Here is a 15,618-nt window from a genome sequence, read left to right on the forward strand (position 1 = left end):
GTCGCTATTTATTGCCCCGATATTTTCGTGTTGATCATGTGTGGAAACATTTACCAAATTTAAGGGTGTGATCCGCCATAATCCTTGCGAAGGCGCACGTCAAAATTGGCGCGCCCCACCAATAAACGGGCTGTTTTGCGTCAGGTAGACGTAAAGTCAGGGGAAATGAGGCTGGGACCGGTATGGATAATGGTGAGATCTCCTTGTCAGATCGCGAATTTGAAGCGGTAAGAAATAAAGTGTACAAGCTCGCGGGCATCTCCATGAGCGATGCAAAGCGCACGCTTGTGGTGTCTCGTCTGTCAAAAATTGTGCGGCGGCTTAATTTACAGACCTTTTCGGACTACATTGATTTTCTTGATCGCAACGCCAGCGCCGACGATATTCAAGAATTCATCAATGCCCTGACCACCAACCTGACACGCTTCTATCGCGAAGATCACCATTTTGACCATTTGGTCGATCATGTGGGTAATTTGATGAAAGATCCAAAGATCGCAGCATCCAAACGCTTGCGGATTTGGTCTGCAGGCTGCTCGACAGGGCAGGAGCCTTACACAATTGCAATGGCGTTGTTGAGCGCTTTTCCGCAATTGAAAAGCTGGGATATGCGCATTCTCGCCACGGACATCGATACCGATGTGGTAAGGCGGGCGCAAACAGGTGTGTATAAAGAGAATGATTTGGCCGGCCTGAGTGCAGAGCGGTCTAAATTCTTTGAGCCACTGGGCAATGGCGATGTCCAAATTCCTGAGTTTATCCGCAAAACAATTGCGTTTAAGCCGCTTAATTTGATGCATGAATGGCCCATGAAAGGCCCATTCGATGCAATTTTTTGTCGCAATGTAGCCATCTATTTCAACAAGCCGACGCAGGAGCGCATGTTTACCCGCATGGGCGAATTGTTGGCGCCACATGGCTTTTTATATATCGGCCACTCGGAAAACCTGAATTCCGTTTCTGAGAAATTCAAGCTTGTCGGCAAGACGATCTATAAACCTAAATCTGAACCGGCATCTCGGAGCGCAGCATGATCAAAGTTCTAATCGTTGACGATTCCGCTCTTATCCGCAGTGTTTTGGAAACATTGCTGAGTGCAGACCCTAATATTCATGTTGTGGGTACGGCGTGCGATCCGATGGATGCACGGGGTAAAATCAAAACGCTCAATCCAGACGTTGTGACGCTGGATATCGAAATGCCCAATATGAACGGGCTGGCCTTTTTGGAAAAAATCATGCGGTTGCGTCCGACGCCTGTGGTGATGATTTCCACCCTGACGCAGAAGGGCGCGCGCGAAACCTTATTGGCGCTCGAACTGGGTGCGGTAGATTTTGTCGCCAAACCGGGCCACGATCTTGAAGGTGGTTTGGAAGGGTTTGGCCGTGAGGTGCGCGAGAAAGTCATTGCAGCCTCTCAGTCTGACGTGAAGGGCCGCGCGATGGCGCGTCAGCCAGCAAGTGGCGCAGGTGCGAAACGTGCTGCAGTACCGTCCAAGGTGAATTCTTCCCGCAAGGCCTTGATTGCGCTCGGCGCATCAACCGGTGGGGTCGAAGCCATCAAGACAGTACTGTCTGGTTTGCCCAAAGATTGTCCGCCGGTGGTTATTGCCCAACATATGCCCGCCGGTTTTACCGAGCGATTTGCTTCTCGACTGAATGAGGTGAGTGGCTTGACCGTTGTTGAGGCGAAAGACCGTGAGCCGGTCAAGCCAGGTCATGCCTATATCGCACCCGGTGGTGCCCATTTGCGTGTCGAATATAGCTCGGGCCAATTGAAGTGCCGTATCGGCGAGGATGAAGTTGTTTCTGGTCATCGGCCCTCCGTCGATGTGCTGTTTAGCTCAGTGGCCAAACAAGTGGGCGATTTTGCTGTCGGAGCCATTCTCACCGGGATGGGTAAGGATGGGGCGCAGGGTTTGTTGGAAATGCGGCAAGCCGGCGCCTACACAATTGGCCAGTCCCAGTCGTCAGCCCTGATTTACGGCATGCCCGGTGCGGCGAAAGCATTAGGCGCTGTGCAGGAAGAAACAAAAATTGAATCCATCGCCTCCAAGCTGATCAGCGCTTTGGAAGCAAAACGTGATGCTGCTTAAGCATAAGTTGATATATTAGTAACGGTTTGACGTTTATGATGCGATTTGAATTAACATTAACCATGAACACATCAGAGGCCCAAGCGTATGCCTAAAGCCAGTTCTATGACCGTTTTGATTGTTGATGATCAGCAATCCATGCGCGGGATCTGTAAGTTTATCCTGAACCAACTTGGCTTCAAGACAGTTATTGAAGCCAAATCCGGTCGCGATGCGCTCACCAAATTGGAATCGTCCAATGTCGATCTGATCATCTCGGATTGGAACATGGATGACGTTGACGGGCTCACCTTGCTTAAAGTGATCCGCAAGCACCCAAAGACCAACAAGTTGCCGTTTATTATGGCAACGGGTCGAGGCGACAAAGAGCAAGTAAAAGAAGCGATTGCCTGCGGTGTGAACAACTACGTTATCAAGCCATTTGATGCCGGCACAATGAAGAAAAAGATTGAAGCAGTAATCGGTGCCCTGACCTAGCGCGCATCAAGTTTTTGCGCGCTATTTCTTAAGTTAAAATCTATTCGAATTGTTGCGTTTTTTAAGACATGTTTAGCTTTTCCACTTTAATTTAGTATCCGAATGATTGCGAATTTTGCTCAAATTATCGCAAATTTGGGGGAGATTCTACAAAAGTGTAGAAAAGGTCGAGCATGTTCAAGAAACTCAAAATGCCATCCATCACAATCGCGAAGAAACTGCCGGTTGTAGTCGTATCGGCGGCGCTTCTGGTGGGCGCCGGTGTTGGTTTTGTGAGCTATCAGGTCTCGCAAAACACGGTCAATAATCTCACGCAACAGCGATTATCCACCATTGCGTCAATTCGGGCTGAGACACTTTCGGATCTATTGGCTAAAATGTCCAATGATCTGGTTAAGGCTTCAAGCGATCCTAACGTTGTGAGTAACGCGACGGAATTGCGTAAGACTTGGGGACAAGCGGATGCGGACGATCCCACCAGCTATCTGCAGGAAGGGTTTATTGACAACAACCCGCACGCTGAAAATGAACGGCATTTGGCCAACACCGCAAAACAGTTCACCAACTATGATTTCGCGCACTCGCGCATTCACCCTGAATTAGCGACCCAAGCAATTAATGCCGGCTACAAAGACATCTTGTTGCTTTCGCCCGACGGGGTTGTGGTCTACTCAGTATTCAAGCAGCGCGACTTTGCGACCAGAATTGAAGCCGGTTCCCCATTGGCGAATATTTTGCAGCAAGCCGAAGCTGCTGAGGCTGGCGAAGCGGTGTTCACCGATTTCGCGCCATACCCGCATTATGAAGATGTGCCTGCCAGCTTTATGGGCAGTAAGATTGTCAATGATAAGGGTAATTTTGTCGGTGTACTCGTGTTTGGTGTGCCCTATGACACGGTGGCGAACTTTATCGGGTTGAAGAAGGGGTTGGGTGAAACCGGCGAAACCTTGCTTGTTGGGTCAGATAATGTCCTGCGTGTCGATTCGGCCCATACAGAAGAAAATGACGCTTTTGTCGCAACTTTGGAAACCGAAGCGGTAACCAAGGCTATTTCTGGCGAGGCCGCGCGTTCAATTGCAACCGACAGCCATGGGGACAAGATCCATGTGGAGGCGGTACCTGTTGAGTTTGCAGGCGTAAAATGGGCCATGGTCGCCACACAGGAAATCTCTGAATTGTTCCAACCTGTCGCGGAAATGCGCAACATGATGTTGATCGTTGGCGGTATTATGCTGGCGATCGCCGTTGGCGCTGGTCTGTTCTTTACCCGCACCATCACCGTGCCAATCTCCCGGCTGACCAAAACCATGGGTGCTTTGGCGAAGGGCGACCTAAATGTAGAGGTGCATGGCACTCAGGGCAAAGACGAGTTGGGCGAAATGGCTCGGGCTGTTGAAGTCTTCCGTGAAAACGGCATCAAAGTTGAGCAAATGACCGAAGCTGAGAAGGAGGCATCCGCCACCCGCGCTGCCGAGCGTCAGCAAATGATGCGTGAGCTGCAATCTGCCTTTGGTGATGTGGTTGACGCTGCTGTGGACGGTGATTTCTCACGTCGCGTGGAAGCCGAATTCCCAGATCAGGAATTGAACACTTTGGCTGAAGGTGTAAACCGGTTGGTGGAAACCGTAGATCGCGGCATCAGCGAAACGGGCAAGGTGCTTTCTGCGTTGGCCGATGCGAACCTGACAGTGCGCATGGAAGGTGAATACAAGGGCGCTTTCGATCAGTTGAAAACTGACACCAACCGCGTGAACTCTAAATTGAGTGAAGTGATTGGCCAGTTGCGTTCAACATCACGCGCCCTGAAAGTCGCAACCAGCGAAATTCTGGCCGGGGCAAATGATTTGTCCAGCCGGACAAACGAGCAGGCGGCGACTATCAACCAGACGTCCATGACAATGAATGAATTGTCCAAGACAGTGCTTGAAAATGCCAAGGAAGCATCAGACGCCAGCGCCAACGCTGAGCAGGTGCGCCAAACTGCAGAGCAGGGCGGTGAAGTGATGCGCCAGGCCAATGAAGCCATGGAACGGATCACATCATCATCCAACCAAATCTCGAACATTATTGGCATGATTGATGATATTGCCTTCCAGACCAATTTGTTGGCCTTGAACGCTTCAGTTGAGGCCGCACGTGCTGGCGAAGCCGGCAAGGGTTTTGCGGTTGTGGCCGTGGAAGTGCGCCGTCTGGCCCAGTCAGCGGCCAACGCGTCTTCAGATGTGAAAAAGCTGATTGAGCAATCAGTTTCTGAGGTCAGTGATGGTTCGAAGCTGGTGGCCGAGGCCGCAACCAACCTTGAAACCATGTTGGAAGCAGCGCGCGCGAACAATGCGATCATGGTGTCCATTGCGGATAAGAGTAAAGCGCAGGCGACTTCTATCGAACAAATCACCACGTCTGTGGCGCAGATGGATGATATGACACAGCGTAACGCGGCGCTTGTGGAAGAAACCAATGCGGCCATTGAGCAAACCGAAGCGCAGGCCTCCGAGCTTGATGCCATCGTAGATGTGTTTGTTACCGATGAGCGCGGTGGTGAGAAGCCTGCACCTGCGCCAGCCCCGTCTAGCGCAACACAAGCGACGGGCATTAAGGGTTTGCAGCAAAAGGTTGTGACCGCTGCAAAATCTTATCTAAGTCGGGGTAACGCCGCCGTGAAGCAAGAAGAGACGGTGGTGGAAGAGGAAGATGATTGGAAAGAGTTCTAGGCACTTCTTCCATACCTGTTAAAAAATCGGCCCGGTTCAATCGAACCGGGCCTTTTTTTGTCCACGGGCATTAGGGGGATGTGGACAAATGATGTCTCAGGCAGGTGACATCTAAACATGAGTATAAAAATCATATTTATTATTCTTTGTCAACTCGACATGATGCGCCAAAAAAGGTGATTCTGTGTCAGATAGTCGTTTTTGGCGGATGGTTTGGTCAATCGTGGCGTGGACCAGTTTGGGGCTCGGCTTGATCGGGGTTTTCCTGCCTGTCATGCCCACCACCCCGTTTTTGATCGTGGCAGCCTTTGGCTTTGCCCGATCCAATGAGCGCATTCATAAATGGTTGATTGAACACCCCCAACTGGGGCCCCCCATCGCCGATTGGGAAAAATATGGTGCTATATCAACACGGGCCAAGATAACAGCCGTGCTTACGATGGCGGGCGCTTTCTCGTTGAGCGTGTTGATCGGCCTGCGCTGGGAGCTTTTGGCCATCCAAGGGGCGTGTTTAGCCGGCGCGGCCCTGTTTGTGGTCACGCGCAGAGCACCCCCGAAACACTAGTGATGATTTGCTGAATTCCACAATGCGGAATTGATTTCCATTTCTGTTGACAGTTGGAGGGGGAAGTCGCTATCCTCAGCAAAATTCAATTGGTGAGGATTAATCATGCGCGCATCAGACTATGTGGAAATCGGCAATCTGAAGGTGGCTAAACCCTTGGCAGCCCTCGTGGAGGATGAAATTTTGCCGGGTCTGAATTTCGACCCCGATCAGGTGTGGGGTGCGTTTGAAAAGATCTTGGCCGATCTGGCACCGCGCAATAAGGATCTGCTGGCGAAGCGGGAAAAAATTCAACAGCAGATTGACGATTATCACCGGGCCCATCAAGGTGCACCCTGGGACGCGAAAAACTATAAAAAGTTCCTCAAAATGATTGGCTATCTTGTTGCTGAAGGGGCTGATTTCGAAATCGGTACCCAGAACGTAGACGATGAGATCGCTAAGGTCGCTGGGCCGCAATTGGTGGTGCCAGTGATGAACGCCCGTTTCGCCCTCAATGCCGCCAACGCTCGTTGGGGGTCGCTCTATGATGGATTATACGGCACGGATGCAATTTCCACCGAGGGTGAACTCGCACCTGGGAAAAATTATAATGAAAAGCGCGGCGCCGAAGTGATTGCCAGAGCAGCCGCCTTTTTGGACCAGGCCATCCCGCTCGCCAAAGGCACGCATGGCGCTGCCACCAGCTATCAGCACAAAGACGAACAGTTCTGCGCCATCATTGATGGTGAAGAGGTCGCGCTGAAAAATCCTGACCAATTTGTCGGCACGCGGGAAACTCGAGACGGGCAAGGCTATCTATTCGTCAATAATGGCCTGCATGTGGAGGTCGTGATCAATAAGGATGATCCGATTGGCCAGCAGAGCGGGGCAGGGGTGAAAGATGTGATCGTTGAAGCCGCCCTGACCACCATTCAAGATTGCGAAGATTCTGTCGCGGCTGTTGATGCGGAAGACAAAACCATCGTTTATCGCAACTGGCTCGGGCTGATGAAGGGCGACCTGCAATCGAGCTTCACCAAAAACGGCAAGGAGATGGTCCGTTCCCTTAATGGTGACCTCACCTTTACCGGCACCGACGGAAAAGACTTTTCTCTGCCAGGTCGCTCCCTGATGCTGGTGCGCAATGTGGGGCATTTGATGACCAACAATGCCGTACTTTACGCCAATGATGAGGAAGTGCCTGAAGGCATGCTTGACGCGATGATCACCGTTCTGTGCGCGCTGCATGATCTGAACAAGTCAGACGGCCCGCGCAATTCGCGTGCCGGTTCAATCTATATTGTTAAACCTAAAATGCACGGGCCCGAAGAAGCTGCGCTGACTGACGAACTGTTTGATCGCGTGGAAGACGCTTATAATCTGCCCCGGCACACCATCAAGGTCGGCGTGATGGATGAAGAGCGCCGCACCACGGTCAATCTCAAAGAGTGTATCCGCGCGGTGAAGGACCGCGTGGTCTTCATCAATACTGGCTTTTTGGACCGTACTGGCGACGAAATCCACACCTCCATGTTGGCCGGACCGGTGCTGCCCAAAGGCGACATTAAAGGCGCCAAATGGCTGACCGCCTATGAAAACTGGAATGTGGATACCGGACTTGAAACCGGATTTTCTAAAAAAGCCCAGATCGGCAAGGGCATGTGGGCCATGCCCGACGAAATGGCCAAAATGCTGGACACCAAAACCGATCATTTGAAAGCCGGAGCCAATTGCGCCTGGGTGCCATCACCAACAGCCGCCGTGCTGCATGCCACGCATTATCACCAGATCGATGTGTTCGACGTGCAAGCGCAGCTTAAACAGCGGGAAAAAGCGGCGCTGGACGATATTTTAACCCCACCTTTGCTCGAGGGGCGCAACCTGTCAGAAGACGAAGTGCAAAACGAGCTGGAAAACAATGCCCAAGGTATTTTGGGCTATGTGGTGCGCTGGATCGATCAGGGCGTGGGCTGCTCTAAGGTGCCGGACATTCATGATGTGGGCCTGATGGAAGATCGCGCGACCCTGCGCATTTCCGCCCAACACATTGCCAACTGGTTGTTGCACGGTCTGGTTACCGAAGACCAGGTGCGCGAGGCCATGAAAAAAATGGCGAAGAAAGTGGACGCGCAAAACGCTGACGATCCGGCTTATAAGCCCATGGCGGACAATTTTGATCGATCTGTCGCCTTCGCTGCCGCGTGCGAACTGGTGTTTGAAGGCAAAAATCAACCGTCTGGTTATACGGAGCCAATTTTACACCGCAGACGCTTGGAAGCAAAGGCAAAGGCCTAAATGGTGGCGGAGAAGCAGTCCAAAAGCGCGGTGCAATCGCTGGACCGTGCTTTTGCCTTGCTCAATATCATTGCGGCAGCGCCGGATGGTATAGCATTGGGCGTATTGGCCCAAAAAGCTGGCCTGGCGCCCTCCACCACGCACCGTTTGCTCGGGGCGCTTGAAGGCCAGGGGGTTGTTGAATTCGATGGGCAGGGCGGCGTGTGGCAGATCGGGCTGGCTGCCTTCCAAATCGGGGCTGGTTTTATCCAGCGGCGCGACTTTATTGCCGCCGCCCGAGCGCCAATGCGTCAGTTGATGCAGGACGCGGGGGAAACCGTTAACCTTGCCATTCTTCATCAACACAGGGTGGTCTTTGTCGCCCAAATTGAGTGCGAGGAAGTGATGCGCATGGCCGTGAAGATCGGCAGCATCGGCCCCTTGCATGCCAGTGCTGTGGGCAAGGCCATGCTGGCCTTTTTGTCGCCAGAGCTGGCAGCTCAGTTGATCAAAAGGTTGAACTTTCCCAAATTGACCGCAAAAACCTTGCCAGACAACGTAAGCTTTGAAAATGAATTGCAGAAGGTCCGCGATCAGGGGTTCGCCCTTGATGATGAGGAGCAATCACGCGGCCTGCGTTGCATTGCTGCCCCTGTCTTTAACGAATATGCTGAGCCCGTCTGCGCCATTTCCATATCCGGTCCAACGGTTAGAGTGACGGCTGATCGTACTGGGCAATTGTCCGCTCTTGTGCAAGCCGCGGCAGATCGGGTCACGCAACAATTGGGGGGAAAAAAGCCGAATTGAGGGGAACTTCACAAAAAAGTGCGCGTTTATTCATATGAAATTATCCAGAGTGTGGCAAAGATGCTCTATAATTAAATGCAAATCTATTATAGTTTGCAGGAAATTCTTCACCGCCACCCCGTGGCGGCTTTTTTGTGGTTAAGAGAGATCAAAGTGAAACTATCACGTCGTCAATTTTCTATGCTTTTGTCCGGGGCAGCCATGTCTGCTGTCTTGACAGGGTGCGGTGCGAGAAGTGCCAAAGTGGCTGAAGGCCCTAAAGTCAACACGCCAGATCCGGCTGAGTTGCGCTATGCATCCTTCACAGACAGCGGCTATACTGTGCCGTCTATTCCTGCCAACCGGCTTGATCGGAAATATTGGCGTCAAGTGGTTGATGATCCATTTGGCGAGGTGCCCGGTACAATTGTCGTCGATACACCAAACCGCTTCCTTTATCTCACCTTGGATAATGGGCAGGCCATGCGGTATGGCATTGGTGTCGGCAAAGCTGGGTTCACCTGGTCAGGTCGGGCAAAGATTCAGTTCAAGCGCCCTTGGCCGACTTGGACCCCGCCAAAAGAAATGATTGAACGTGAACCGGAATTGGCGAAATGGGCTGATGGCCAGCCGCCGGGACTGGACAATCCATTGGGTGCCCGGGCGCTCTATATTTTCCAAAACGGACGCGACACGCTTTATCGCATTCACGGCTCACCTGAATGGTGGACCATCGGTACGGCCGCATCTTCTGGCTGCATTCGACTGACCAACCACGATATTGTTGATCTTTATGATCGCGTGCCGAAAGGCGCACCTATTGTGGTCATTCCGGATAATCGCATCCAGATTGATACAGTGGCCTAAGCGAAAAATAAGCAGTTAAAAAGGCGCGGGAGACCGCGCCTTATTCATCTTTAGGGCAGTGATCTAGAAACGTCTTGGCAGATTGCACAATATGCTTGTCGATCTCACCAATCGCTTTCAGGTTGCGACCCGCATAATCGATTTTCGATACCACGCTTTGAATTGCCCCAATCCGCGCTCGTCGCTTGTCGTTGGCGCGCACCACGGTCCAGGGGGCAAAGTCAAAATCGCTGCGCGTGAGCATCTCATCACGCGCCGCAGAATATTCCTTCCATTTACCTAGGGCTCGCAGGTCAACAGGGCTGAGTTTCCAATGCTTGAGCGGGCTGTGGCGCCGATCATGGAAACGCTTCATTTGCATTTCTTGCCCAATATTCAACCAGAATTTAAAGAAGTGAATATTCTCCTTCACAATCATATGTTCCACATCCGGCAGCCTTTCATAAAAGCCTTCGGTTTGTTTAGGCGTGCAAAACCCCATCACTGGTTCCACCACAGCCCGGTTATACCAGGACCGGTCAAATAAAACCTGTTCCCCCGCCGTGGGAAAATGGGCGACATAGCGCTGAAAATACCATTGACCTTGTTCGGTTTCGGTCGGCTTTGAAAGCGCAACAACCCGATTGTGCCTTGGATTGAGGTAATGGGTATAGCGCCGAATTGTGCCGCCTTTACCCGCTGCATCTCTGCCTTCAAACAAAAGGATCACGCGTTCGCCTGTTTCCCGCAAATGGCTTTGCAGCTTGGTCAGCTCGATTTGCAAGGCCTCTAATTGGGCCTCATATGTTTTGCGTTTCAGCTTGTCTTTGTAAGGATAGTTGCCAGATTGGAAGGCGCGATCCGCAATCTGCGGTGGCAAACTTGGGTCATCTAGATCGAAATCGGTCAATTTGCGCTTTTTCCCTTTTCCGTTTATGGGAAGGCTGAAGAGTGAAGTGCCAAAACTTTAAGATGCATGCACGCTGTCGTAAAGCATTGATGCGACAGAAAAAGTCAGCGAGCGACATTTGCTGCGGATAAAAGCCGCGCGATCTTGTCGTTGAACAGTCATATTACCAAATTAATCAGGTCGGATTATCACACCATATTTCAAGGAAACCGCATGAGCGTGCCAGACCCGCAGAACCCGAACCGCACTCTAACCATTCGCTGGCGCGATCGGTTTTATGCCGCGCGCTGGGTGTTGTTGGCGTGCTCATTGGTGTTTCTGGTGTTATATGCAGGCGGCTTGCTCAGCTTTGTGCAAGCGCTCTTCTCCTTTGGCATCATCTTTTTGTCGGCCATCGCGGTGCCGCGCCGGGCACGTCTGGTGCCGGCAGTGTCGCAAATGGACCAGCAACCTTCTCTCTGGCCTGACACGTCCACCAAGCGGTTCGCCGAGGCATTGCCCGATCCGTGCCTGATCGTCGACCGCCGCGTCATTCTGCGTTATCGCAACCATGCCGCTGCCGACGAATTTCCCTCCACAGCCATTGGCGATCCGCTGTCTTTTTCACTGCGCAATCCATTGTTGCTCAACACCATAGAAAACGCCATTGCCACAAATGATCGGGCCACAGGCGAGTTTCGTGAAACGGTGCCGGCGGCGAGCTGGTATCAGGTCAGTGCGGTGCCGTTGGAAGTTCAAAAACCCGGCGTGGCGCCGACCGAGCGGACAAATCTATTTGTCGTCACCATTGTAAATCAGACCGAACAGCGTTCGCTCGATCAAATGCGGGCAGACTTTGTTGCGAATGCCAGCCACGAATTGCGTACACCGCTCACATCACTGATGGGGTTTTTGGACACGCTGATGGGCCCGGCCGCCAATGACGAAAAAGCGCGCGACCATTTTTTGGGTATCATGCGTGGCCAAGCCGAGCGCATGTCGCGCTTGATTGATGATTTGTTGTCGCTGTCGCGCATCGAGCTGCGGCAACATAAACGCCCCACCACGAAAGTGGACTTGGGCAATGTGGTCAAAGAATCGGTGGAGATGCTGCAGCCGCAATTGACTGAAAGCAAAGCCCGTCTCGATTTTCACAACGAACTGGACGGCATCTCTGTCACGGGTGACCGTAACGAGCTGAGCCAGGTGATCACCAACCTTATTGAGAACGCCATTAAATATGGCGACGAAGGGGGAAAAATCGATGTGCGACTGGAAAAGGCCCTCAACCGGGTGGATTACGACATCAAATTGACCGTCAAAGATAACGGCCCCGGCATCCCGGCAGAGCATGTGCCGCGACTCACAGAGCGATTCTATCGCGTGGATGTGGAATCATCCCGGCGCAAAAAGGGCACCGGGCTGGGCCTTGCCATTGTAAAACACATTGTGGGCCGGCATCGCGGCGATCTCCAGATTGCCTCAGTGGTGGGCGAAGGGACCGAAATAAGCGTCTATTTGCCGTTATAAACGATGTCATTCTGAGTCATATCGAGTCGTGGTGTGTCCAAATAAGATATATATATCAGCGAGTTAAACTGTCATCTAATTGTCATTGAAAAGACATAAAACCATCAGCACAGATCAATAGGGTGCCCGCAGATCGGGAGGAAACGGCCAGCAACAAAATCTGGTTGCCCGACGTGAAAAATGGATTTGAGTGCAAGCTCTAAAGAGGATGACATTATGAAATTCGCCCAATATGCAAGCGTTGCTGCTTTGGTGGTTGCAGGTACAGTTGCCGCAACCGGTGCACAAGCACGTGACCAGATCTCTATCGTTGGTTCATCAACAGTATTTCCATTCGCAACAGCGGTTGCTGAGCGTTTCGGTCAAACAACTGACTTCCCGACACCGATTGTTGAATCAACTGGTTCTGGCGGTGGCTTGAAGCTGTTCTGCGAAGGTGTTGGCGAAGGCACACCAGACATCACCAACGCATCCCGTCGCATTAAAAACTCAGAAATCGACAACTGCTTGGCCAACGGTGCCACACCAGTTGAGGTTAAAGTTGGTTTCGACGGTATCGTGTTGGCTGGCGCAAAGTCTGGTGCTGACCTTTCCGTAACCCGCGATCAAATCTTTGCAGCTTTGGCGAAAAATGTAGTGATCGATGGCCAGATCGTGCCAAATCCTTACAAAAACTGGTCAGACATTGATCCGTCATTGCCAGCTTCAAAAATCGAAGTTCTCGGCCCACCTCCAACCTCAGGCACACGTGATGCCTTTGTTGAATTGGTGATGGAAGAATCATGTCAGGAAGGCATCGAAGAAGATGCATGTGGCGAAATCCGTGAAGACGGCGCATTCATCGACGCTGGCGAAAACGACAATCTGATCGTGCAAAAGCTTGAAGCCAACCCAGCCGCTGTTGGCATTTTCGGCTTCTCGTTCCTCGACCAGAACGCTGACAAAATCAAAGGCGCAACTGTTGATGGCGTTGAGCCAACATTTGATGCCATTGCAGATGGCGACTATCCTGTGTCTCGCTCACTCTTTTTCTATGTGAAAAAAGAACATGTTGGCGTGATCCCAGGTATTCAGGAATATGTAGCTGAATTTACATCAGAAGCAGCTTGGGGTGATGAAGGCTATCTGACCGAAAAAGGTCTGATCCCATTGCCTGCTGAAGCGCGCGAAAAGTTCAAATCAGACGCCGAAAACTTGGTGGCTGTTGAAAAGAAGTAACTCTTTTCACTGAATTGCGCCGTCCCGGGGTTTAACCGGGGCGGCCTTTATGCTCTTAAAGGGCATCAATGTTTAAGAACGGGGTGGCAAGGTGCAAGGCTGGTTCTTCGTAATCATATTGGTTTTAACCGCATGCGCGCTTTTCTATATCGGCCGCTCTCGCGCTGTCGCCACGGTTGGTGGTGACCCAACAGTTCTTCACTCCAAGCCGGGCTTTCATGGCGCCTTTGTCATGATTTGTGGCATGGTGCCCGCCGTTCTGTTGTTTTTCACCTGGCTCTTGTTCTCGCGCTATCTCACCAGTGCTTATGTGACCGCCCAACTCGGGGCGGACTTTGCCAATCTGGCCACCATCGAGCAAAATGCGCTTATCCGCAATATGCGTTCCTTTGCTGACCGCACCGATCTCAGCGCGTTAAGCCAGCTGGAAGCGGAGGCTGTCGAGCATTATCGCGCCTTTGTTGGCCGCGCTGCGCTCATTTTACAAATCGTGATTGGCGTGCTTGTTGTGGCCGGTGGCTGGTTTGCCATGCGCGCGATTCATCAGGAACTGCGCGCGCGCCAATTCGTCGAAAAGACAGTGATGTCGGTTCTGATCGCGGCCTCCGGCGTGGCGATTCTCACCACTTTGGGGATCGTGCTATCGCTGATTTTCGAAAGCGTCAATTTCTTCCAAAAAGTGAACTTTCTGGATTTCTTGTTTGGCACCCACTGGAGCCCGCAAAGCGCTTTTGAAGGTGTGGGCGAAGAGGCGACAGACCGCAACTCAGAGGTTTTTGGCGCCATTCCCGTTTTTGCCGGCACCCTGTTGATCACCGCGATTGCTATTCTTGTTGCAGCACCAATCGGTCTGATGTCAGCGATTTACCTGTCTGACTATGCTTCACCGAAAGTGCGCGCCACGGCCAAGCCAATTATGGAAATCCTGGCCGGTATCCCAACGGTGGTTTATGGCTTTTTTGCCGCGCTCACCGTTGCGCCCTTCTTCCGCAACACGGGGGAGGCGATTGGCATCTCCGTTTCATCGGAAAGTGCATTGGCCGCCGGGCTGGTGATGGGCATCATGATCATCCCGTTTGTCTCTTCCTTGTCAGACGACGTGATCAACTCGGTGCCCCAAAGCCTGCGCGATGGCTCCGCCGGTTTGGGCGCCACCAAGTCCGAAACAATCCGCCGCGTTATTCTGCCAGCGGCCTTGCCGGGCATTGTGTCGGCGTTAATGCTCGCCATTTCCCGTGCCATTGGCGAAACCATGATTGTGGTGATGGCCGCCGGGCTTTCTGCAAATATGACAGTGAACCCGCTTGAGGCGGTCACCACCGTAACTGTACAAATTGTAACCCTGCTGGTGGGTGACCAGGAGTTTGATAGTGCAAAAACACTCGCGGCCTTTGCCTTGGGCCTGGTGCTGTTTTGCGTTACCTTGCTGCTGAACGTCATTGCGCTTCGGGTGATCAAAAAATATCGAGAGCAATATGACTGATTTAACAGGTGGCAATGTGGAACAGGCCTCGATCCATACCAGCGAAGGCGCACGCCAGCGATTGGCCAAGCGTTACCGCGGCGAGTCCGTTTTTAAATGGCTCGGGCGTTCGGCAATCGGCGTGTCCGTCGCCTTCCTGCTCTTGTTGCTCTCCACCGTGGTGTTTCAAGGCATTCCGGCCTTTACCTTTAATTTCGTCAGCTTGCCGTTTGAGCTGACCGAAGAAAAACTGGGTCTGGACAATTCTGAGACGAGCTTGCGCCGCGCCAATTTTGACGCTGTGGTGCGTGATGGCATTCGTGACCAGTTTCCCACCGTAACTGGGCGGAGCGAAAAACGCGCCTTGAGCGGCATTCTCTCTTCAGGTGCTTCGGTCTATTTGCGCCAACAGGTGCTGGATAATCCGGCGTTAGTCGGCAGCGACGACACCCGCTTGGAAGTGCCAATTTCTGACTTTGCAGATCTTTATCTCAAAGGGCAGATCACCAGTGATTATCGCATCCAAGGTCAAGGCGCTTTAAGAGTGGATCGCACTGACAATGGCCTGCGCTTGATTGCAGATGAGCCGGTTTTTGCCGATGCATTGGCGCGCGCTAAAGAAGCCCTGCGCGATCAGGCCGCAAGCCTGCGCGCCCAGCAATCCGGTCTGCAGCTTTCACTCAACAAAACACGTGGTGACATTAAAGCGCTGCAAGAGCGAATTCCGGCAGAAACAAATGCCAACGTGAAAAACCGCTTGGAAGCCGAGTTGGAGCGCTATCA

Annotated in this window: 12 protein-coding genes and 1 pseudogene; 12 read left to right on the forward strand and 1 reads right to left on the reverse strand. The window is 52.2% G+C overall.

Annotation, left to right across the window (positions count from 1 at the left end):
* Positions 1 to 182 precede the first annotated feature (182 nt).
* The 8 genes from L1I42_RS03535 to L1I42_RS03570 all read left to right on the forward strand — a co-directional run bounded on the left by L1I42_RS03535 (position 183) and on the right by L1I42_RS03570 (position 9,757).
* The gene (locus L1I42_RS03535; RefSeq protein WP_236113119.1) at positions 183 to 1,034 is read left to right on the forward strand and encodes a CheR family methyltransferase; all 852 of its coding nucleotides are present in this window, start codon (positions 183 to 185) and stop codon (positions 1,032 to 1,034) included.
* A complete protein-coding gene (locus L1I42_RS03540; RefSeq protein WP_236113120.1) occupies positions 1,031 to 2,095 on the forward strand; it encodes a protein-glutamate methylesterase/protein-glutamine glutaminase in 1,065 nt (354 codons plus the stop codon). Before L1I42_RS03535 ends, L1I42_RS03540 begins: the two co-directional genes overlap by 4 nt.
* A 105-nt stretch (positions 2,096 to 2,200) precedes the next feature.
* Positions 2,201 to 2,572 (forward strand): response regulator, encoded by a 372-nt coding sequence (locus L1I42_RS03545; protein WP_236113121.1) that lies wholly within the window; start codon positions 2,201 to 2,203, stop codon positions 2,570 to 2,572.
* Positions 2,573 to 2,745: 173 nt separating this feature from the next.
* Complete coding sequence (locus L1I42_RS03550; RefSeq protein WP_236113122.1) at positions 2,746 to 5,283, forward strand: methyl-accepting chemotaxis protein; 2,538 nt, start codon at positions 2,746 to 2,748, stop codon at positions 5,281 to 5,283.
* 184 nt (positions 5,284 to 5,467) lie between these two features.
* On the forward strand, positions 5,468 to 5,848 hold the full coding sequence (locus L1I42_RS03555) for a YbaN family protein (protein WP_236113123.1): 381 nt from the start codon (positions 5,468 to 5,470) through the stop codon (positions 5,846 to 5,848).
* A gap of 105 nt (positions 5,849 to 5,953) precedes the next feature.
* Positions 5,954 to 8,125 carry a malate synthase G gene (locus L1I42_RS03560; protein ID WP_236113124.1) on the forward strand — a complete coding sequence of 724 codons (2,172 nt, stop codon included), beginning with the start codon at positions 5,954 to 5,956 and terminating at the stop codon, positions 8,123 to 8,125.
* Positions 8,126 to 8,911, forward strand: coding sequence for an IclR family transcriptional regulator (locus L1I42_RS03565; protein WP_236113125.1), 786 nt, complete (start codon positions 8,126 to 8,128; stop codon positions 8,909 to 8,911).
* Positions 8,912 to 9,058: 147 nt separating this feature from the next.
* Positions 9,059 to 9,757: a L,D-transpeptidase gene (locus L1I42_RS03570; protein ID WP_439651486.1), complete on the forward strand. Its 699-nt coding sequence runs from the start codon at positions 9,059 to 9,061 to the stop codon at positions 9,755 to 9,757.
* Between the two features lie 40 nt (positions 9,758 to 9,797).
* On the opposite strand, the gene ppk2 is transcribed toward L1I42_RS03570, so the two are convergent.
* The gene (ppk2, locus tag L1I42_RS03575) at positions 9,798 to 10,673 is read right to left on the reverse strand and encodes a polyphosphate kinase 2 (RefSeq protein WP_236114159.1); all 876 of its coding nucleotides are present in this window, start codon (positions 10,671 to 10,673) and stop codon (positions 9,798 to 9,800) included.
* A 186-nt stretch (positions 10,674 to 10,859) separates the two neighbouring features.
* On the opposite strand from ppk2, the gene L1I42_RS03580 reads away from it, so the two are divergent.
* From L1I42_RS03580 to L1I42_RS03595, 4 genes and pseudogenes are all read left to right on the forward strand, one after another.
* On the forward strand, positions 10,860 to 12,155 hold the full coding sequence (locus L1I42_RS03580) for a sensor histidine kinase (RefSeq protein WP_236113126.1): 1,296 nt from the start codon (positions 10,860 to 10,862) through the stop codon (positions 12,153 to 12,155).
* Between the two features lie 216 nt (positions 12,156 to 12,371).
* On the forward strand, positions 12,372 to 13,373 hold the full coding sequence (locus tag L1I42_RS03585) for a PstS family phosphate ABC transporter substrate-binding protein (protein ID WP_236113127.1): 1,002 nt from the start codon (positions 12,372 to 12,374) through the stop codon (positions 13,371 to 13,373).
* 118 nt (positions 13,374 to 13,491) lie between these two features.
* Positions 13,492 to 14,856: a phosphate ABC transporter permease subunit PstC gene (gene pstC, locus L1I42_RS03590; RefSeq protein ID WP_236113128.1), complete on the forward strand. Its 1,365-nt coding sequence runs from the start codon at positions 13,492 to 13,494 to the stop codon at positions 14,854 to 14,856.
* Positions 14,849 to 15,337, forward strand: a pseudogene (locus L1I42_RS03595) (DUF3333 domain-containing protein); the annotation flags it as partial. The gene pstC and the pseudogene L1I42_RS03595, both read left to right, overlap by 8 nt.
* Positions 15,338 to 15,618 lie beyond the last annotated feature (281 nt).

Source organism: Maritalea mediterranea (genome assembly GCF_021568695.1).
Taxonomy (GTDB): domain Bacteria; phylum Pseudomonadota; class Alphaproteobacteria; order Rhizobiales; family Devosiaceae; genus Maritalea; species Maritalea mediterranea.